Annotated in this window: 20 protein-coding genes; 9 read left to right on the top strand and 11 right to left on the bottom strand. The window is 54.8% G+C overall.

What is annotated here, in order from left to right; all coding sequences use genetic code 11:
* Positions 1 to 166: 166 nt before the first annotated feature.
* The 4 genes from gyrB to dnaA all read right to left on the bottom strand — a co-directional run bounded on the left by gyrB (position 167) and on the right by dnaA (position 6,364).
* Positions 167 to 2,575: a DNA topoisomerase (ATP-hydrolyzing) subunit B gene (gene gyrB, locus FD744_RS20105; RefSeq protein ID WP_034830003.1), complete on the bottom strand. Its 2,409-nt coding sequence runs from the start codon at positions 2,573 to 2,575 to the stop codon at positions 167 to 169.
* A gap of 17 nt (positions 2,576 to 2,592) precedes the next feature.
* Positions 2,593 to 3,678, bottom strand: a complete 1,086-nt coding sequence (recF, locus tag FD744_RS20110; RefSeq protein WP_034830004.1) for a DNA replication/repair protein RecF — start codon at positions 3,676 to 3,678, stop codon at positions 2,593 to 2,595.
* A gap of 179 nt (positions 3,679 to 3,857) precedes the next feature.
* The gene (gene dnaN / locus FD744_RS20115; RefSeq protein ID WP_034830010.1) at positions 3,858 to 4,958 is read right to left on the bottom strand and encodes a DNA polymerase III subunit beta; all 1,101 of its coding nucleotides are present in this window, start codon (positions 4,956 to 4,958) and stop codon (positions 3,858 to 3,860) included.
* A 5-nt stretch (positions 4,959 to 4,963) separates the two neighbouring features.
* On the bottom strand, positions 4,964 to 6,364 hold the full coding sequence (dnaA, locus tag FD744_RS20120) for a chromosomal replication initiator protein DnaA (RefSeq protein ID WP_034830012.1): 1,401 nt from the start codon (positions 6,362 to 6,364) through the stop codon (positions 4,964 to 4,966).
* A 232-nt stretch (positions 6,365 to 6,596) separates the two neighbouring features.
* Here dnaA and FD744_RS25390 point away from each other — a divergent pair, with 232 nt between their 5' ends.
* The 7 genes from FD744_RS25390 (at position 6,597) to FD744_RS20150 (ending at position 11,621) form a co-directional block, all read left to right on the top strand.
* On the top strand, positions 6,597 to 6,773 hold the full coding sequence (locus FD744_RS25390) for a hypothetical protein (protein ID WP_166933364.1): 177 nt from the start codon (positions 6,597 to 6,599) through the stop codon (positions 6,771 to 6,773).
* A 191-nt stretch (positions 6,774 to 6,964) separates the two neighbouring features.
* Complete coding sequence (rpmH, locus tag FD744_RS20125; protein ID WP_000831330.1) at positions 6,965 to 7,105, top strand: 50S ribosomal protein L34; 141 nt, start codon at positions 6,965 to 6,967, stop codon at positions 7,103 to 7,105.
* Between the two features lie 14 nt (positions 7,106 to 7,119).
* Positions 7,120 to 7,479, top strand: a complete 360-nt coding sequence (gene rnpA, locus FD744_RS20130; RefSeq protein WP_034830013.1) for a ribonuclease P protein component — start codon at positions 7,120 to 7,122, stop codon at positions 7,477 to 7,479.
* The gene (gene yidD / locus FD744_RS20135) at positions 7,443 to 7,700 is read left to right on the top strand and encodes a membrane protein insertion efficiency factor YidD (protein ID WP_007893564.1); all 258 of its coding nucleotides are present in this window, start codon (positions 7,443 to 7,445) and stop codon (positions 7,698 to 7,700) included. Before rnpA ends, yidD begins: the two co-directional genes overlap by 37 nt.
* A gap of 2 nt (positions 7,701 to 7,702) precedes the next feature.
* A complete protein-coding gene (gene yidC, locus FD744_RS20140; RefSeq protein WP_038643953.1) occupies positions 7,703 to 9,349 on the top strand; it encodes a membrane protein insertase YidC in 1,647 nt (548 codons plus the stop codon).
* Between the two features lie 141 nt (positions 9,350 to 9,490).
* Positions 9,491 to 10,855: a tRNA uridine-5-carboxymethylaminomethyl(34) synthesis GTPase MnmE gene (gene mnmE / locus FD744_RS20145; RefSeq protein ID WP_160869110.1), complete on the top strand. Its 1,365-nt coding sequence runs from the start codon at positions 9,491 to 9,493 to the stop codon at positions 10,853 to 10,855.
* Positions 10,856 to 11,030: 175 nt separating this feature from the next.
* Positions 11,031 to 11,621: a malonic semialdehyde reductase gene (locus tag FD744_RS20150; RefSeq protein ID WP_058961702.1), complete on the top strand. Its 591-nt coding sequence runs from the start codon at positions 11,031 to 11,033 to the stop codon at positions 11,619 to 11,621.
* Positions 11,622 to 11,664: 43 nt separating this feature from the next.
* Here the strand turns inward: FD744_RS20150 and FD744_RS20155 are convergent, their stop codons facing one another.
* On the bottom strand, positions 11,665 to 12,174 hold the full coding sequence (locus FD744_RS20155) for a flavin reductase family protein (protein WP_034830017.1): 510 nt from the start codon (positions 12,172 to 12,174) through the stop codon (positions 11,665 to 11,667).
* Positions 12,175 to 12,465: 291 nt separating this feature from the next.
* On the opposite strand from FD744_RS20155, the gene FD744_RS20160 reads away from it, so the two are divergent.
* On the top strand, positions 12,466 to 13,215 hold the full coding sequence (locus FD744_RS20160) for a 4'-phosphopantetheinyl transferase superfamily protein (RefSeq protein WP_034830018.1): 750 nt from the start codon (positions 12,466 to 12,468) through the stop codon (positions 13,213 to 13,215).
* Between the two features lie 31 nt (positions 13,216 to 13,246).
* On the opposite strand, the gene FD744_RS20165 is transcribed toward FD744_RS20160, so the two are convergent.
* Complete coding sequence (locus FD744_RS20165) at positions 13,247 to 14,560, bottom strand: NCS2 family permease (RefSeq protein WP_034830020.1); 1,314 nt, start codon at positions 14,558 to 14,560, stop codon at positions 13,247 to 13,249.
* A 150-nt stretch (positions 14,561 to 14,710) separates the two neighbouring features.
* On the opposite strand from FD744_RS20165, the gene yieH reads away from it, so the two are divergent.
* Complete coding sequence (yieH, locus tag FD744_RS20170; RefSeq protein WP_160833305.1) at positions 14,711 to 15,370, top strand: 6-phosphogluconate phosphatase; 660 nt, start codon at positions 14,711 to 14,713, stop codon at positions 15,368 to 15,370.
* Between the two features lie 229 nt (positions 15,371 to 15,599).
* Here yieH and FD744_RS20175 read toward each other — a convergent pair whose 3' ends face one another.
* The 5 genes from FD744_RS20175 to pstC form a co-directional block, all read right to left on the bottom strand.
* Positions 15,600 to 16,838, bottom strand: coding sequence for an MFS transporter (locus FD744_RS20175; RefSeq protein ID WP_097118423.1), 1,239 nt, complete (start codon positions 16,836 to 16,838; stop codon positions 15,600 to 15,602).
* A gap of 119 nt (positions 16,839 to 16,957) precedes the next feature.
* Positions 16,958 to 17,692 (bottom strand): phosphate signaling complex protein PhoU, encoded by a 735-nt coding sequence (gene phoU / locus FD744_RS20180; RefSeq protein WP_038643963.1) that lies wholly within the window; start codon positions 17,690 to 17,692, stop codon positions 16,958 to 16,960.
* Between the two features lie 14 nt (positions 17,693 to 17,706).
* A complete protein-coding gene (gene pstB / locus FD744_RS20185) occupies positions 17,707 to 18,480 on the bottom strand; it encodes a phosphate ABC transporter ATP-binding protein PstB (protein ID WP_034830029.1) in 774 nt (257 codons plus the stop codon).
* 44 nt (positions 18,481 to 18,524) lie between these two features.
* Positions 18,525 to 19,412: a phosphate ABC transporter permease PstA gene (gene pstA / locus FD744_RS20190; RefSeq protein WP_034830030.1), complete on the bottom strand. Its 888-nt coding sequence runs from the start codon at positions 19,410 to 19,412 to the stop codon at positions 18,525 to 18,527.
* Positions 19,409 to 20,371, bottom strand: coding sequence for a phosphate ABC transporter permease PstC (gene pstC, locus FD744_RS20195; protein WP_034830032.1), 963 nt, complete (start codon positions 20,369 to 20,371; stop codon positions 19,409 to 19,411). The genes pstA and pstC overlap by 4 nt, the downstream gene beginning before the upstream one ends.
* Positions 20,372 to 20,439: the final 68 nt, after the last annotated feature.

The raw sequence follows: 20,439 nt of genomic DNA on the forward strand, positions 1-20,439 counted from the left end.
GAGACAACTGTTTATGAAAGTGATGCGGATCTCAGCACTCGGGAAAAAACGGAAGCAAACAAAAGCGAATGCAGATGTTTTTCAAGGAAAAAGAAGATTGTCAGGCGGATAACAAAATAGGGGGAATAAAAAACCCTTCCCGATTGGGAAGGGTTGATGTGACAAATCAGATATCGATGTTAGCGGCTTTCAGCGCGTTCTCTTCGATGAAGGCGCGGCGCGGTTCAACCGCATCGCCCATCAGCGTGGTGAACAGCTGGTCAGCCGCGATGGCGTCTTTGATGGTGACGCGCAGCATGCGGCGGCTGTCTGGATCCATGGTAGTTTCCCACAGCTGCTCTGGGTTCATCTCGCCCAGACCTTTATAGCGCTGGACTGACAGACCACGGCGCGACTCTTTCACCAGCCACTCAATTGCCTGCTCGAAGCTGGTCACTGGCTGACGGCGATCGCCACGTTCGATAAACGCATCTTCTTCAATCAGACCGCGCAGCTGCTCGCCCAGACCACAGATTTTACGGTATTCCGGTCCATCAATGAACTCGCTGTCCATCGGATAGTCGGTATCAACGCCGTGCGTACGCACACGCAATACCGGTTCGAACACGTTCAGTTCGCTGTTGGTGCGTACGTGCGCCATATAGCTGCTGCCGTGCGCTTCGCGCTCGCTCAGGTATGCGACTAAACCTTCAATCCAGCCTTTAACTGCGGCTTCATTGCTGAGATCGCTGAGGGTTGGATGGTAGATCAGGCCACGCAGCATTGCCGTTGGGAAGCGACGTTCCATACGCTTGATCATGCGCTGGGTGCTGTTGAAATCACCCACCAGATTTTCCAGCGGCTGGCCGCCGAGCGCCGGTGCGCTGGCGTTGGTGTGCAGTGTTGCGCCATCCAGTGCGATAGCGATCTGATACTGATCCATCGCTTCGTCATCTTTAATGTATTGTTCCTGCTTGCCTTTCTTCACTTTGTACAGTGGCGGCTGAGCAATATACACATGACCACGCTCGACAATTTCCGGCATCTGACGATAGAAGAAGGTCAACAGCAGCGTACGGATGTGCGAGCCATCGACGTCGGCATCGGTCATGATGATGATGCTGTGATAACGCAGTTTGTCCGGGTTGTATTCGTCGCGTCCGATACCACAGCCGAGTGCGGTGATCAGCGTCGCCACTTCCTGAGAGGAGAGCATCTTGTCGAAACGCGCTTTCTCCACGTTGAGGATTTTACCTTTCAGCGGCAGGATCGCCTGGTTCTTACGGTTACGTCCCTGCTTGGCAGAGCCGCCCGCTGAGTCACCTTCCACAAGGTAAATTTCAGACAGCGCAGGGTCACGTTCCTGGCAATCAGCCAGCTTGCCCGGCAGACCAGCCAAGTCCAGCGCGCCTTTACGACGGGTCATTTCACGGGCGCGGCGCGCCGCTTCACGTGCACGCGCGGCATCGATAATTTTGCCAACCACGATTTTCGCGTCTGACGGGTTTTCCAGCAGGTATTCGCTCAGCAGTTCGTTCATCTGCTGCTCAACTGCGGATTTCACCTCAGAAGAAACCAGTTTGTCTTTGGTCTGTGAGGAGAACTTTGGATCCGGCACTTTCACCGAGACCACAGCAATCAGGCCTTCACGCGCATCATCACCGGTGGCGCTGACTTTGGCTTTTTTGCTGTAGCCTTCTTTGTCCATATAAGCGTTCAGCGTACGCGTCATTGCCGCACGGAAGCCCGCAAGGTGCGTACCGCCATCGCGCTGTGGAATGTTGTTGGTGAAGCAGTAGATGTTTTCCTGGAAACCATCGTTCCACTGCAGCGCGACTTCCACACCAATACCGTCTTTCTCGTTAGAGAAATAGAACACGGTTGGGTGAATCGGGGTTTTGTTCTTGTTGAGGTACTCAACAAACGCCTTGATGCCGCCTTCGTAGTGGAAGTGGTCACTCTTGCCGTCACGCTTGTCTTCCAGACGGATTGAAACACCCGAGTTCAGGAAGGAGAGTTCACGCAGGCGTTTCGCCAAAATGTCATACTCGAACTCCACCACATTGGTGAAGGTTTCGTAGCTCGGCCAGAAACGGACGCGTGTACCGGTGGTTTCAGTATCACCGGATACCGCCAGCGGTGCCTGCGGCACACCGTGCTGATAAATCTGCTGATGCACTTTACCTTCGCGGCGAATGGTCAGTTCCAGCTTCTGCGACAGGGCGTTAACCACTGACACGCCCACGCCGTGCAGACCACCGGACACTTTATACGAGTTATCGTCGAATTTACCGCCGGCGTGTAACACGGTCATGATCACTTCTGCCGCAGACACACCCTCTTCCGGGTGAATGCCGGTCGGAATACCACGGCCATCATCCTGAACAGACACAGAATTGTCCGCATGGATGGTGACGACGATGTCACTACAGTGACCCGCGAGCGCTTCGTCGATTGCGTTATCCACGACCTCGAATACCATGTGATGCAGACCGGTGCCGTCATCGGTATCACCGATATACATACCCGGGCGTTTGCGTACCGCATCAAGCCCTTTAAGGACTTTGATACTTGAGGAGTCATAAGAATTCGACATCAACGTTTCTCGCTCATTTAATCTTCAGGTTGAACCGCTATTTTACCCTGTTCCACGCGGAACATCTTGCCCTTTTCGTCACTCATGTCGATTACATGTTCGACACCAATGGCACTGACAAATACCTGAGCCTGCGTGGCTTTCAGGCGCTCGGCAAGCAACCGACGACGCGAATCGTCCAGCTCCGAGGCGAAGTCATCAATCAGGTACAAACAGCGACGTCCGCTGCTGCGCGTCAGATATTCACCCTGCGCTAAACGCAGTGCACACATCAGCAGCTTTAATTGACCGCGTGAGAGTAAATCTTCCACCGGCGTGCCTTCCGCACGGATACGAAAATCCGCTTTGTGCGGGCCGCTGGCGGTATAGGTGAGCGCGCGATCGCGCTCGAAATTACGTTCCAGCAGTTCGGCAAAGTCGCTCTCTTTATCCCAGCCGCGCTGAAACGAAAACGACAGCTCAAACTCTGGTAAAAATTGACTGCAGGTAGCGATGATCTCTTTCGAGATCGCCGCACTGTACTCGGCTCGCCACTGGCTAATCTGTTCGGCCAGCGGCACCAGTTCCTGATCCCACGGGCGAATTTGGCTGTAACGCGAAACTTGTCTCAGCGCGGCGTTACGCTGTTTCATCAGACGCCGTAGATTATTCCAGGCATTGAAGAAACCGGGTGCGGAGTGAAAGCATCCCCAATCAATATAAGCTCTACGGTATTTGGGGCCGCCGTTGAGCAAAGTAAACCCTTCCGGCGTGATCAACTGCATCGGCAGCAATTGCGCCAGCTCCGCCACTTTATGACCGTCGCTGCCGTCGATGCGCACTTTGCTATCACCGGCGCGATTTTTGGTCAGCCCCACGGCCAATTCGCGCTCACTGCCTTCAATTCGTCCGTGCAGGACAAACGCATCCTGATCGTGACGAATGACGCGTCCAGCCTGCAAACTGCGAAATGCGCGGCCATGTCCGAGGGTGTAGATAGCCTCCAGCACGCTGGTTTTACCGCTGCCGTTAGCACCCACGAGGAAATTAAAGCCTGGTGCCAGCGTGAGATCGGCCTGCTCGATGTTGCGGAAATCTTTAATCAGGAGGCGGGTTAAAGCCATGAACGAATCCAGCTGCGCATTAAGAAGTGGTTTTCACCTAACCCTGCCATCGAGGGCGTTAACGGCGAAGCTAGTTTGCTCACGGCCAGCGCGCAGGCCCTGGGAGCATACTGAAGTATGTGACCAGGGACGAGCACTGCCCGGGGGCAAAATAGCGAGTAAGTTAGCCCGCTATAAGATCACAAGCGCATTGGCATGACGACGTATGCCGCCGCTGGGCTGGCAACGTCTTCAATTTGCACACTCGAAACCGAATCGGTCAGCAGCAAACGCACGTTTTCGCATTTCAGCGCATTCAGCACATCTAACACGTAACTCACGTTAAAGCCGATCTCCAGTTCAGTGCCGCTATACGACACATCCAGCATCTCTTCCGCTTCTTCCTGTTCAGGGTTATTGGCGGTGATCTTGAGCTGATTTTCGGTGATATAGATACGAACACCGCGGAACTTCTCATTGGAGAGAATTGCTGCACGGGCAAACGCCTGTTTCAGCAGATCGCATCCCGCTTCCAACGCTTTGTCCGGGTTTTTCGGCAATACGCGGCGATAATCCGGGAAACGGCCATCAACCAGCTTAGAGGTAAAGATAAAGTCACCAACGTGGGCGCGAATGTTGCTGCTGCCGATCTGTACCTGCAGCGGAGTCTCGCCGCCATCAAGCAAACGGACTAATTCAATCACACCTTTACGTGGCACGATCACCGAATGGTTAGGCAACGCCTGGCCAATCGGCATGGAGCATACCGCCAGACGGTGTCCATCGGTGGCGACGGTGCGCAACTCTTCACCTTCGGTCTCAAACAGCATGCCGTTGAGGTAGTAACGCACATCCTGATGCGCCATCGAGAACTGGGTTGCTTCAATCAGACGTTTCAGCGTGGCCTGTGGCAAGGTGAATTCCACCTCGCTCTGCCAGTCATCCAGATTAGGGAAGTCAGTGGCGGGCAGCGTCGATAAGGAAAAACGGCTGCGGCCAGAACGCACCAGCATTCTGTCACCTTCCAGCGTCAGGCTAATTTCCGCCCCCTCTGGCAAACCGCGACAGATATCGAGGAATTTACGCGCGGGCACGGTGGTCGCACCGGGCTCGTGGGGCTGCGTTAATGCAACGCGGGCCACCATCTCCATTTCCAAATCGGTGCCGGTCAGACGCAGTACGCCTTCACTCACCTGCAACAGTAAATTTCCGAGGATCGGTAAGGTCGGGCGTCCACCAAGCGGGCCGCTAACCTGTTGCAGTGGTTTCAGCAACTGCTCACGTTCTACAATAAATTTCATATGCGTCAGGAAGATAATGTTCGAATGAGGTTAGAGAAATCTTCTTTGATGTCGTGGCTCTCTTCACGCAACTGCTCAATTTTACGGCAGGCATGGAGCACGGTGGTATGATCGCGGCCACCAAACGCATCGCCAATTTCCGGCAGGCTATGGTTGGTCAACTCTTTCGCCATTGCCATTGCCATCTGACGCGGACGTGCCACCGAGCGCGAACGGCGCTTCGACAGTAAATCCGCGACTTTGATCTTGTAGTATTCGGCCACCGTTTTCTGGATGTTATCGATGGTGACCAGCTTTTCCTGTAGCGCCAGCAAATCCCGCAGCGCTTCGCGCACGAAATCGATGGTGATCGCGCGGCCGGTAAAGTTGGCATTGGCGATGACGCGGTTCAGCGCCCCTTCCAACTCACGCACATTGGAGCGCAGACGCTTGGCAATAAAGAAGGCGACTTCTCCCGGCAGGCGGATATCGTTTTCATCCGCTTTCTTCATCAGGATCGCCACACGCGTTTCCAGCTCAGGCGGTTCGATCGCGACGGTTAATCCCCAGCCAAAGCGCGACTTCAGGCGATCTTCAACACCATTGATCTCTTTAGGATAGCGATCCGAGGTCAAAATGATCTGCTGATTGCCTTCCAGCAGGGCGTTAAAGGTATGGAAAAACTCTTCCTGCGAGCGCTCTTTATTGGCAAAGAACTGAATGTCATCGATCAACAGTGCATCGACGGAGCGGTAATAACGCTTAAATTCTTCAATGGCGTTGTTCTGCAGCGCTTTTACCATGTCCTGCACAAAACGTTCTGAGTGCATGTAAACCACTTTGGCATTCGGCTTGCGCGCAATAATGCCATTTCCCACTGCATGTAACAGGTGAGTTTTACCTAAACCGGTTCCGCCATAAAGGAAGAGCGGGTTGTAAGCCCCACCAGGATTATCCGCCACCTGACGTGCCGCCGCGCGCGCCAGCTGGTTAGATTTACCTTCAACGAAGTTATCGAAGTTATGGCGGTTATTCACATTTGAGCGGTAGGTGACATCCGCCGGGGCGGGCACTGAGTCCCAGCTTGGACGCAAGATTTGCGCCGGAGCAGGACGGTTTTCAACAGGAGCAGGGGTGCTGTAAGCCGCCATGGCTGGCTGGCTGGCTGCAACCTGCGCAGCCGGGCGCGTGCCCACTTCAAAACGCAGCAAAGGCACATTCGGACCGCAGAATTCATTCAGCAGCCCATTAATACTATTGAGATATTTATCCCGAACCCAGTCGAGTACAAACCGATTTGGTGCATACAAGGTCAGCGTATTGTCGTTTAATTCAGCTTGCAGCGGACGAATCCACATGCTGAATTCGGTGGCAGGAAGCTCATCCTGCAAACGGGCAAGACACTGTTGCCAAAGCGTAAGTGACACGGCGGACTCCACTCGTACAAAATCGATAAGAATTTCAGGCGCTAATAATAGAAACTGTCTTTTTTGACACAGGCGATCAGAAAGCGCCTGCGACCGCTATCCGCGGTAGTCATCCCTGGCGATCGCAGTGAGGATCGTCAGCGGAAGGGCGGATCATAGCGCAAAGCGGCACAGAGATCTTCCCTTTCTACACAGTTTTGATCCAATTTATCCACAGGCTAGTGAAGCGCTAATGAGTTTACGCTTTCTGTGGAAAAAGCGAGCGGTGATCTTGCTGAAAGAGGCAATTTTTCTGGTCGCCTCTCGTTTCCGCGCAATAAATCTGCAAATTGATCGCAAGAAGATCCTGCGCGATCCTTGCGCTTTACCCTATAGCCCGTATAATTCCCCACCCGGCATTATTGCGTGAAGCCTTGATGCCCGGAATCAGCGGGCTGTATCTGGTTTCCAGGTGCCGCGAACTGCGAAGTAAATTGACTCTGGACTGTACAATTATTACAATCCCGCCTCTTTATTAAAGACACATTGAGGCGTAGGTCGATTTACTGGCCCGAAAACGCGTCACCCAGTGAAAATTTTCAAGTTTAGGTAGAAATCGCCATGAAACGCACTTTTCAACCGTCCGTACTGAAGCGCAACCGTTCACACGGTTTCCGTGCTCGTATGGCAACAAAAAATGGTCGTCAGGTTCTGGCACGTCGTCGTGCTAAAGGCCGTGCTCGTTTGACCGTTTCTAAGTAATAAAGCTAACCCTCGTGGTTAAGCTCGCATTTCCCAGGGAGTTACGTTTGTTAACTCCCACTCATTTCACTTTCGTCTTCCAGCAGCCACAAAGAGCCGGTACGCCGCAAATCACCATCCTCGGCCGCCTTAACTCGCTGGGGCATCCCCGCATCGGTCTTACCGTCGCCAAAAAGCATGTGAAACGCGCCCATGAACGCAACCGGATCAAGCGATTGACCCGCGAAAGCTTTCGTCTGCGCCAACATGAGCTGCCTGCGATGGATTTTGTCATCGTGGCGAAAAAGGGGATTGCTGACCTCGATAACCGTGCGTTAACGGAAGCGTTGGAGAAATTATGGCGTCGTCACTGTCGCCTGGCTCGCGGCTCCTGATCGCCCTGATACGCGTTTATCAACGCGCCATCAGCCCACTACTTGGACCTCATTGTCGGTTCCATCCCACCTGCTCGCAGTATGGGATTGAGGCATTACGTCGTTTCGGCGTCGTAAAAGGTAGTTGGTTGACGATAAAACGCGTATTAAAATGCCACCCTTTGAACCCGGGTGGTGACGATCCTGTGCCGCCAAAAACCTTTGATACCAGAGAACATTAACGATGGATTCGCAACGCAATCTCTTTCTCATCGCTTTTCTGTTCGTGTCTTTTATGATCTGGCAAGCCTGGCAGACGGACCACGCTCCGCAGCCACAGCAGACTCAGACCACGCAGAACACAAGCAGCGCAGCGGGTGATGCCGCCTCTTCCGGCGTGCCGGCTAGCGGTCAGGGCCAAACGATCACCGTTAAGACTGATGTCCTGTCACTCAGCATCAATACTCGCGGTGGCGATATTGAGCAGGCACAGCTGCTGACTTACCCGGACAAACTGGGTTCAGACGCACCGTTCCAGTTGCTGGAAACCACCCCCGCCTTCGTTTATCAGGCGCAAAGTGGCTTAACCGGTCGTAATGGCCCGGATAACCCGAACAATGGCGCTCGTCCGCTGTTCACCACCACTCAGGATCACTTCGAGATGGCCGATGGCCAGACCGAGCTGCGTGTACCACTGACCTGGACCGATGAAAAAGGTGTGGTTTATACCAAAACCTTCGTGTTCAAGCGTGGCGACTTCGCGGTTAACGTTGACTACAACATCAATAACGCCTCGCAGCAGCCGCTGGAAGTGTCGATGTTCGGTCAGTTGAAGCAGACCATTGATCTGCCGAAGCACCGTGATACCGGCAGCAATAACTTTGCCCTGCACACCTTCCGTGGCGCAGCGTACTCGACCAGCGAAGCGAAATACGAAAAATACAAATTCGATACCATCGCGGATAACGAGAACCTGAACGCCACCACCAGCAATGGTTGGGTGGCGATGCTGCAGCAGTACTTCGCTACCGCCTGGGTGCCGCGTACTCAGGGTAACAACACCCTGTACACCAGCAACCTCGGTAACGGCGTTGCGGCAATCGGTTATAAATCTTCACCGGTGACCGTGGCAGCAGGCGCACAGCAAGACCTGGGCGCAACCCTGTGGTTGGGGCCAGAAATCCAGGACAAGATGGCCGCTATCGCGCCTCACCTGGATCTGACTGTAGATTACGGTTGGTTGTGGTTCATCTCTCAGCCACTGTTTAAGCTGCTGAAGTTCCTGCACAGCTTTATCGGTAACTGGGGCTTCTCGATTATCGTTATCACCTTCATCGTTCGTGGCATCATGTACCCGCTGACCAAAGCGCAGTACACCTCCATGGCGAAGATGCGCATGCTGCAGCCGAAGATTCAGGCAATGCGTGAGCGTCTGGGCGATGACAAGCAGAAGCAGAGCCAGGAAATGATGGCGCTGTACAAAGCAGAGAAAGTGAACCCGCTGGGTGGCTGCTTGCCGCTGGTTATCCAGATGCCTATCTTCCTGGCCTTGTACTACATGCTGTCAGGTTCGATTGAACTGCGTCATGCACCGTTCATTCTGTGGATTCATGACCTTTCCGCGCAGGATCCGTACTACATTCTGCCGGTTATCATGGGTATCACCATGTTCTTCATCCAGAAGATGTCACCGACCACCGTGACCGATCCGATGCAGCAGAAGATCATGACCTACATGCCGGTTATCTTTACCGTGTTCTTCCTGTGGTTCCCTGCGGGTCTGGTGCTGTACTACATCGTCAGTAACCTGGTGACCATCCTCCAGCAACAGCTGATTTATCGCGGGCTGGAAAAACGTGGTCTGCACAGCCGCGACAAGAAGAAAGCGTAACGTCTGACTGCAACAGCAGCAGCGTATACTCAAGGGGCGGCATTTATGTCGCCCTGTTTTTTTTCAAAATTTGTACCCTGAATAATTCGAGCGCAGCCAACGCCGCTGCAGCTTGAAGTATGACGGGTAAGAGAGAGAATCATGAGCCACAGCGATACTATCGTTGCCCAGGCGACACCTCCCGGCCGTGGCGGCGTCGGCATTCTGCGTATTTCCGGCGCCAAAGCCGCTGACGTCGCGCAAGCCGTGCTCGGCAAATTGCCGAAACCGCGCTATGCCGACTACTTGCCATTCAGCGATGCGGATGGCAGCGTGCTGGATCAGGGGATTGCGCTGTGGTTTCCAGGCCCCCACTCTTTCACCGGCGAAGATGTGCTGGAGCTGCAGGGTCACGGCGGCCCGGTGATTCTGGATCTGCTGCTGAAACGCATCGTGGCGCTGTCGGGTGTACGCATCGCTCAGCCGGGTGAATTCTCCGAACGTGCGTTCCTCAACGACAAACTCGATCTGGCGCAGGCGGAAGCGATCGCCGACCTGATCGACGCCAGTTCAGAGCAGGCCGCGCGTTCCGCCGTGAATTCACTGCAAGGCGCATTTTCCCTGCGCATCAATACACTCGTGGAAGCACTCACTCACCTGCGCATCTACGTGGAGGCCGCTATCGACTTCCCGGATGAGGAGATCGATTTTCTGTCTGACGGCAAAATCGAAGGTCAGCTTAATGCGGTGATCGGCGATCTTGATAACGTGCGCGCCGAAGCGCGTCAGGGCAGCCTGCTGCGCGAAGGAATGAAAGTGGTGATTGCTGGTCGTCCTAATGCCGGTAAATCCAGCTTGCTGAATGCCCTCGCCGGTCGTGAAGCCGCGATTGTCACCGATATCGCTGGCACCACGCGTGACGTGCTGCGTGAGCATATTCATATCGACGGCATGCCGCTGCACATCATCGATACTGCGGGGCTGCGTGAAGCCAGTGATGAAGTTGAGCGAATTGGAATTGAACGCGCCTGGCAGGAAATCGAGCAAGCCGATCGCGTGCTGTTTATGGTGGATGGCACCACCACCGACGCCACCGAAGCGGCCGCAATCTGGCCTGATTTTGTCGCACGTTTACCGGCACAACTGCCGATTACTGTGGTGCGTAACAAAGCCGATATGACCGGGGAAGTGCTGGGTCTGACAGAAGTGAATGATCACTCACTGATTCGTCTCTCTGCGCGGACGGGGGAAGGCGTGGATGCACTGCGCGACCATCTGAAACAGAGCATGGGCTTCTCTGGCAATATGGAAGGTGGCTTCCTGGCACGCCGACGCCATCTGCAGGCATTAGAGTTAGCAGCCACTCACTTACAGCAGGGTAAAAACCAGCTGCTGGGTGCATGGGCCGGTGAACTGCTGGCGGAAGAGCTGCGTCTGGCGCAGCAAGCACTGAGCGAGATCACCGGTGAGTTCACCTCCGACGACCTGCTCGGCAGGATTTTCTCCAGCTTCTGTATTGGTAAGTAGTCTTCACCCTGTTTCCCCCATCACTGTTTGGTTGGGGGAAACATGCGTCTTTGTTATTTGGCACCCCCTCTCCTTTGCAGTATAACGATCGCTGGCCCGTGCTAAAGCGTATCGGCCTCACCCACGATTCATGCTAAACATTAGGCGCAAGTTGCTGCCTGAACAGGAGAGAAACATGAGTACACCGCTCGACAGCGTGGCGCTGAACGCGCTGTTCAATGACGCTCGCACCCACAGCTACTGGCAGGACAAACCGATTTCTCACGATGTGCTGCAGCAACTCTATAGCCTGACCGCGCTCGGCCCGACTTCAGCCAACTGTTCACCAGGACGGTTCGTGTTTGTCACTTCGCAGGAAGGCAAAGAGAAGCTGAAACCTGCGCTCTCCTCCGGCAACGTGGACAAAACCATGGCAGCACCGGCAACGGTGATCGTGGCGTGGGATCCTGAGTTCTATGAAGCGCTGCCCAAACTCTTCCCGCACGGTGATGCGCGTAGCTGGTTCACCAGCAGCCCGGATTTGGCTAAAGAGACGGCTTTCCGCAATAGCAGCCTGCAGGCAGGATATTTAATTCTGGCGGCGCGTTCGCTGGGGCTGGATGCCGGCCCGATGTCCGGTTTTGACCCGTCAAAAGTCAATGAAGCCTTCTTTAGCGAAAGCAAATGGCAGGTGAATTTACTGATTAATCTGGGCTACGGCGAAGCCAGCAAACTGCATGCGCGTTTACCGCGTCTCGGCTTTGATGAAGCCTGCAAATTTGCCTGATTGATTCCAGGCGTCGGGCATTGCACGACGCCTGTCACTCACATTAACCCAGCGAGTGAAAACCGCTGTTGAAATAGACCATCGGCTCCGCCGCTTCACCTGGCAGTGAAATGCCAACGATGCGCGCCAGCAGCACGCTGTGCGTATTCCACTCCACCACTTTCTCCAGCTGGCAGTCAAAACTCACCAATGCATCAGCCAGCACCGGTGCACCGGTGTTCAGCGTTTGCCACTCACCGCTCTGGAAGCGTTCTGCGCGACGTGCAGACTGACTGAACTGCGCGCATAAATCGTCATGCTGTTCACGCAAGACGTTCACAGCGAAATGGCCAGCATTCACAAATGCGTCGTGGCTGGATGCACTACGATTAACACACACCAGCAAGCTTGGCGGCTCGGCAGCCAGTGAGCTAACGGAGGTCGCAATCAGACCCAGCTTTTCGCCCTGAAACTCAGTGGTCACTAAAGAAACGCCTGCGGTCAAGCGGCGCATACCATGACGAAATTCATCAAGTGAGATTGATTCCTGGCGAGTAAGTGAAGTTACTGACATAAAAAAACTCCGACGTGCCTCTGTTTGCGATGAGCACGATGACTTGAGGTGGATTGTTTGCGCACTTCGATGTGCTGTTTTGCTGCCCAAATCCTACACCACATCACGCTTTGCATCACCCTATCTGAACGAATTCAGCAAAAGCGTTATATGCAAAGTCGCAGAATGGGAATGTCCGCCGCTTCGGTCTTATCTGATTTTTGGTCATTAGATGTTATGCCGGATGCAAACCACTGAGAAAATTCCTACAATAGCGCTGATGATTATCTGACCATTTTCACGGAGCGACAGATGGCTAGTCATTTTGTACGTTGGATGGGTAACTCGCCGCTCTCTTCGGAGCTGTTTCGGGTTCCACAGGATGTGATTAACAGCGCCGAGCGCTTCCCTGACAAGCGCCGTAGCCGTTTTCTCGCCGCACGCGAATTGCTGGCTCAGCTGATGCTGCGCGTCTATGGCATTCGTGAACTCCCGCCGCTTGTGACCACCAGCAGCGGACGACCTTGCTTTGCCGATCCTAACCTCCCTGACTTTAGTATTGCGTACGCCGGTAATATGGTCGGTGTGCTGCTGGCGGAAGAAGGCGGACGTGCGGGGTTGGATATGGAGATTGTCCGCGCCCACAGCCGTCAGACGCAGGACACGCTCACGCAGGATCTCTCATCGGGTGAGAAAGCGTGGATCAACGCGCAGCAGGATTTTATGGAAGCGGTGACGCAAATCTGGACGCTGCGCCAGAGCATCCTCAAATTAACCGGTGAAAGTGAGAACGGTGCCGGTTCGCTGCAGTTGCACCCTGCTGCCGGCCGTCTGCGCTCCAGCGTGTTTCCGGATATTCAGGCGGTCTGTGATGCCGAGCCGATGCTGGTGTGGTCGTGCGCGCTCTCTCCGGGCACTGAGCGCTTATGCCTGTGGGAGATTGATGCACAACAGCAATGGCAGCCATTGCGCGACGTTGAAATGAGCAAACCGAATATTGGCCCGCGCTCGCTGCGTCTGACCAGCCTCACTCCCACACCCCAGGAAATCGGACATCTCTAACAAAACAGGCCGCAATCGCGGCCTGTTGTTTTTAGTGCGCGTCGATAAACGCGATTTTTAGCACAAACAGCAGGGCAACAATCACCACGCACGGGCTGATTTCACGCCAGCGTCCTGTGCCAAGCTTCATCACACAGTACGAGATGAAGCCCAGCGCGATACCTTCGGTGATCGAGAAGCTGAATGGCATCATCGCCGCCGTGACAAACGCCGGGACCGCTTCGGTGAGATCGTCCCAGCGCACGCGTGACAGTGACGCCGTCATCAAGACTCCCACATAGATCAGCGCACCTGCAGCCGCATAAGAAGGCACCATCGCGGCCAGGGGTGACAGGAACATCACCAGCAGGAACAGAATCCCGGTGATGACCGCCATCAAGCCGGTACGGCCACCAATCGCCACGCCGGAAGAGCTTTCGATATACGCCGTCACTGAAGAGGTGCCGATGAGCGAACCGGTCACCGAGCTGATGCTATCAACATACAGCGCCTGCTTCATACGCGGGAAAGTGCCCTTTTCATCGGTCAATCCGGCCTTATCGGTGACACCGATCAGCGTGCCGGAAGAGTCGAACAGGTTGACCAGCATAAAGGAGAAGATCACTCCCGCCATGCCGATGTTGAACGCCCCTTTAATATCGACCTGACCCACCACCGATGTCACTGCCGGCGGCGCGGCAAACACACCGCTGAATTTCACATCGCCAATGGCTAAGCCAATCGCCGTAGTGACCACAATCGATACCAGCACCGCCGCGTGGATATTGCGTGAGGCCAGAATCGCGATAATGAAGAAGCCCAGCGCCCCCAGCAGTACGCTATGCGAGGTCAGGTTCCCGACCGTCACAATGGTGTCGGCATTCGGCACGATGATACCGGCGTTTTTCAGGCCCATCATGGCGATAAACAGGCCGATACCGGCGGTGATGCCGACGCGCAGACTCATCGGGATATTAGCAATCATCCAGTAGCGCACACGCAGCAGCGTGAGGATCAGCAGACCCAGTGCGCCCCAGAAGATCGCGCCCATACCAACCTGCCATGAGTAACCCATCGCGCCGACCACCACAAACGCGAAGAAGGCGTTCAGCCCCATCGCCGGTGCCAGCGCGACCGGCAAGTTCGCCACCAGCCCCATCAGGATGCTACCAAAGGCCGCTATCAGACAGGTGGTGACAAACACCGCCTGAGTATCCATGCCTGCGGCGCCCAGAATTTGCGGGTTTACAAAGACGATATACACCATCGTCAGGAAAGTCGTGAAACCGGCGATCACTTCGGTGCGCGCGGTTGTGCCGTGTTCCTGCAGCTTAAAGATGCGCTGCAACAAGCCCTGATTGTTCATTCAACTGTCCCGGAAAAAAATTTATCGCCGCGTATCCTATAGATTTTAGCGCAGCAAAACACTGATTATTCGCAAACGGTTGCCGGGGTCGCTTTCTGCGCTCAGTGCGCTAGAGTGTCAGCTGGTTGTTTAATAAAAGGATGATGTGCGATGTCAGTTGAATGTGTGTTTTTCGATTGCGACGGTACGCTGGTCGACAGTGAAGTGATCTGTACGCAATCCTACGTCAACACCTTTGCCCAATACGGTATTGAGCTCTCTTTGCAGCAGATGTTTGAGCAGTACAAAGGGGTAAAGCTCTATGACATCGTGCGGGATGTACTGGCGCAGCATCAGAAAGAGGTGCCGTTAGACGAGTTCGAAACGGCGTATCGCGCGGATGTGGCCCGCCTGTTTGACCTCGACCTGAAGCCGATTGCCGGTGCCAAAGCGCTGGTGGAAAGCGTGAAAGTGCCGATGTGCGTGGTCTCGAACGGGACAGTGAAGAAGATGCAGCACTCGCTGGGTTTAACCGGCATGCTGCCCTACCTCGAAGGTCGGCTGTACAGCGGTTATGACATTAACCACTGGAAGCCCGATCCCGAGTTGATGTATCACGCGGCGGAGCAAATGCAGGTGCCGATTGAGAAGTGCATTCTGGTGGATGATTCAGAAGCCGGTGCGCGTGCGGGGATCGCGGCGGGCATTCCGGTATTTTACTACTGCGCTGATGCGCACAATCCGGAGTTGGATCATCCGCTGGTGACGCGCTTTGATGATATGACGCAACTGCCCGCACTGTGGCGCGCACGGGGTTGGGATTTGGTCTAAACCCAGGGCGGCATGAATGTCGCCCCTGCAGAAACCGGCGCACGATGTCCGGGCAATGCAGGATGCAAATCGACTGACCCCAAAAGTGTTACCTCTGTGGTCGGTCTGATCTGTTACCTCTGTGCCCGGTGGAACCTGGTGCTGCCTCTACAGAGGCCGATGTGCGATTTTGATCTGTTCGCAGATCTAATAGGGTGCGCATTTATGCGCACCAGGTAACCTAAACGCCTTAGCCAATCGCGCCCAGTGAATCCTCGTTGCTCTGCTTCTTCGGCAGCAGGAACAGGGTGGCAACAATATCCAGCAGGTAAATCAGCGCCAGCAGCGTGATCGCCGCGGTAAACGAGATTTGCGCCGCCAGCAGGCCAATCACCAGCGGACCAAAGCCGCCAACACCGCGTCCGAGGTTAAACAGTACGTTCTGCGCAGTGGCACGCGCCTGCGGTGGGAAGGTGTCGGAGATCAGCGCACCGTAGCCGCCAATCATGCCATTCACAAACATCCCCATGATCGCACCAGTGAACAACATCACAGTAGGATCGCGCAGCTGCGCATACACCACCACCATCACCACCGCGCCAAACTGGTACAGCAGGAAAATCTTCCAGCGCGCGAAGCGATCGGCCAATACGCCAAACAGCCAGATACCAAAGGTCATGCCGACCACGGTCACCGCCGTCCACAAGCCGGATTTGGTCAGGCTAAAACCAAAGCTGGATGAGAGGTAACTTGGCATCCAGATCATCAGACCGTAGTAACCGAAGTTCTGCACTGAGCAGAGGATGAAAATCCCGAGACTGGCTTTGCTGGTGGCGCGATCGGCAAACAGCAATTTGATGCGCGCGGCGAATGACAGCTGTGGCGTCTTCTCAACATGGCGTGTGAAACCCTCCGGCTCCCCCATACTGCGACGAATCACGAAGGACACCAGCGCGGGCAGTAAACCCACCAGGAACATGCCGCGCCAGCCGATCACACTCAGTAGCGGCGGAGTAATAAACGCCGCCAGCAGCACACCGAGCTGCCAGCCGATGCCGACCCATGCCGAGGCGCGATTACGCTTCTCCTTCGGCCAGGCTTCCGCAATCAGCGCCATGCCAATACCAAACTCACCGCCTAAGCCCACGCCCGCCAGCGTGCGATAGGCCAACAGATCCCAGTAGCCCTGCGCCACCGCGCACAGCCCGGTGAAGATTGAGAACATCAGGATCGTCACGGTAAGAATACGGATACGACCATAGCGATCGCTGAGATGACCAAACACAATGCCACCGATCACCGCGCCGATCAGCGTCCAGGTGACCAGCGAACCGGCCTGAGAGGGATCGAGCGCCAGCGAGACGCTGATCGCCGGTAACATAAAGCCCAGAATTAACAGATCGAAGCCGTCCATCGCATAGCCACTAATGGCAGCAACCATCGCTTTTGCCGGCGTCACGGCGTTTTTTTTCGTTATTGGGGAAGACATTTAACAGCACCTGGCAGAAAAAAGTGCGCCAAGTATAAAGAGAGGGAATCGCAGAGACCAATCAGAAATGAAGATGGCTGCCTGTCAGCCACAGTGGCAACAGGCAGCCGAAACGGCAATTAAGAGGGTTTATTGCTGCCGTCGTCACCTGACAGCAGTTCATCCAGCTTGTCGCCGCCAACGTGACGGAAATCCTGACCTTTAACGAAATAGAAGATAATTTCGCAGATGTTCTGGCAACGGTCACCGATACGCTCGATAGCGCGGGCACAGAACAGCGCCGTCAGTACACTTGGGATGGTGCGTGGATCTTCCATCATGTAGGTCATCAGCTGACGCACAATGCCTTCGTACTCTTTGTCGACCTTCTTATCTTCACGATAGATCTTAATGGCTTCATTCAGATCCATACGCGCGAAGGCATCCAGCACGTCGTGCAGCATCTGCACGGTGTGGCGACCCAGAGACTCCAGGCTCACCAGCAGAGGCAGGTGCTGCTGGCTGAACTTCTCCAGCGCCGTGCGGCTGATTTTCTCAGCTACGTCACCGATACGTTCCAGCTCAGAGATGGTCTTGATGATTGCCATCACCAGACGCAAGTCGCTGGCGGTAGGTTGACGTTTGGCGATGATGCGCACGCAGGCTTCATCAATCTCCACTTCCATCATGTTGACCTTCTGATCACCGTCGATGACGCGACGTGCCAGCTCGCCATCCTGGTTGTGCATCGCGGTAATGGCATCGGTAAGCTGCTGCTCCACCATGCCACCCATGATCATCACCTGGGTGCGAATGTGTTCCAGCTCCGCGTTGAACTGACCGGAGATGTGTTTGTTCAGATTCAAATTGTCCATGTGCGTCTCCTGAATCAGCCGTAACGACCGGTGATGTAATCTTCGGTCTGCTTCTGCGCGGGCTTGGTAAACAGTGTATCGGTGTCGCTGAATTCGATCAGCTCGCCCAGATACATGAAAGCGGTATGGTCAGAACAACGCGCGGCCTGCTGCATGTTGTGCGTCACGATCACCACGGTGTAATCCTGCTTCAGCTCGGTGATCAGCTCTTCAATACGACCGGTAGAGATCGGGTCGAGGGCTGAGCATGGCTCATCCAGCAACAGCACTTCCGGGCGAATCGCGATACCGCGTGCGATGCACAGACGCTGCTGCTGACCGCCGGAGAGACTGTAACCGCTCTGATGCAGCTTGTCTTTGGTTTCATTCCACAGCGCGGCTTTGGTCAGCGCCCACTGCACACGCTCGTCCATATCGGCACGTGACAGCTTTTCAAACAGACGCACGCCAAACGCGATGTTGTCATAAATCGACATCGGGAACGGCGTTGGCTTCTGGAACACCATGCCAACGCGTGCGCGCAGCAGGGCGATATCCTGATGGGAAGCCAGAATATTGTCGCCATCCAGCAGAATGTCACCTTCAGCACGCTGCTCAGGGTAGAGCGAGTACATTTTGTTGAAGGTACGCAGCAGGGTGGATTTACCACAACCTGATGGTCCGATGAAGGCGGTGACCTGGTTCTTCGCGATATCCAGGTTAATGTTCTTCAGAGCGTGAAACTTTCCGTAATAGAAGTTCAGATTGCGAACCTGAATTTTACCGGCAGAAGTCGTTGCCATACTCATTGCTCATCTCTCATGTGCAGCGCCGCCGAAGCCGCGCCGGGAAATTAATGTTTGCCCTTGGCGAAAACCACTCGCGCGACAATGTTCAGCAGCAGCACGCACAGGGTAATGATCAACACACCCGCCCATGCCAGGCTTTGCCATTCTGCAAACGGGCTCATGGCGAATTTGAAGATCGTCACTGGCAAGTTGGCGATTGGCTGCATCATGTCGGTGCTCCAGAACTGGTTCGACAGCGCAGTAAACAGCAGCGGTGCGGTTTCGCCCGCGATACGCGCGACGGCCAGCAGCACACCGGTAATAATGCCGGAGACTGAGGCTTTCAGCGTGATGGCCGAAATCATCTTCCACTTCGGCGTACCCAGCGCATAAGCCGCTTCACGCATGCTGTCTGGTACCAGACGCAGCATGTTTTCTGAGGTACGAATCACGATAGGAATCTGCAACAGCGCCAGTGCCACCACACCCGCCCAGCCAGAGAAGTGCTGCATCTGTGCCACCACGATGGTATAGACGAACAGGCCCACCACAATCGACGGTGCTGACAACAGGATGTCGTTGATGAAGCGAATCACTTCCGCCAGCCAGTGCTTACGGCCATATTCGGCAAGATAAATACCGGCCATGATGCCCAGCGGTGTACCGAACACCGTTGACCACAGAATGAGTAACCCACTGCCCGCCAGGGCGTTGGCTAAACCACCGCCTGCGGTGTTCGGTGGCGGGGTTGATTCAGTGAACAGTGACCAGCTCAGACCATCAATACCTTTGGTGACGGTAGTGAACAGAATCCACACCAGCCAGAACAGGCCAAAGGCCATGGTCAGCATCGACAGCGTCAGTGCCACTTTATTTTTAGCGCTGCGACGTGCCTGCATTTTACGGCGCGAGGCTTCCAGCTCAGCACGAGCATGCATTTCGATAGCGGTCATGAACGGGCTCCTTCACTCTTCGCCAGGCGCAGGATCATCAGTTTGGAGATGGCCAGTACGATAAAGGTAATCACGAACAGAATCAGACCCAGTTCCATCAATGCCGCCACATGCACACCGGATTCAGCTTCAGCGAATTCGTTCGCCAGCGCGGAGGTGATACTGTTGCCCGGCATAAACAGCGAGGCGCTGTCGAGCTGGTAGGTGTTACCGATGATGAAGGTCACCGCCATGGTTTCACCCAGTGCACGACCCAGGCCCAGCATCACACCACCGATTACACCGTTTTTGGTGAACGGCAGCACGATGCGCCAGATCACTTCCCACGTGGTGCAACCAATACCGTAGGCGGACTCTTTCATCATCACTGGCGTCTGCTCAAACACATCACGCATGACCGATGCAATGTACGGAATGATCATGATGGCGAGGATCACGCCAGCGGCCAGAATACCGATACCGAATGCCGGGCCTGAGAACAGGGCACCCACAATGGGAATGTTCGACATGATGTTGCCGACCGGTGTCTGGAAGTACTCAGCAAACAGCGGGGCGAAGATAAACAGGCCCCACATGCCGTAAACGATACTCGGGATCGCTGCCAGCAACTCAATTGCGGTACCCAGCGGGCGACGCAACCAGTTAGGTGCCAGTTCCGTCAGGAATAGCGCAATGCCAAAGCTCACCGGCACAGCGATGATTAAGGCAATGATGGAGGTGACGAGGGTGCCGTAGATCGGTACCAGCGCACCAAATTGTTCGTTTGGCGCATCCCAGGTTTTGGTCCATAAGAAGGAAAAACCAAATTTTTGGATGCTTGGCCAGGAAGAGAAAATCAGGGAGACGATAATGCCACCCATCAACAACAACACGATAAGCGCGGAAAGTTTCACCAGCGCGCCGAAAATCATGTCACCTTGTTTACCTGGGGCTTTGAACGTCGGCTTAGTGGCAGCCATAAGTTTCTCGGTTCTCAGAGGAAGTTCAGGGCGGCATACCATGCCGCCCATCGGGTTGGTCAGTCAGG

Source organism: Pantoea sp. Taur, from assembly GCF_009830025.1.
In the GTDB taxonomy this organism is placed as follows: Bacteria; Pseudomonadota; Gammaproteobacteria; order Enterobacterales; family Enterobacteriaceae; genus Pantoea; species Pantoea communis.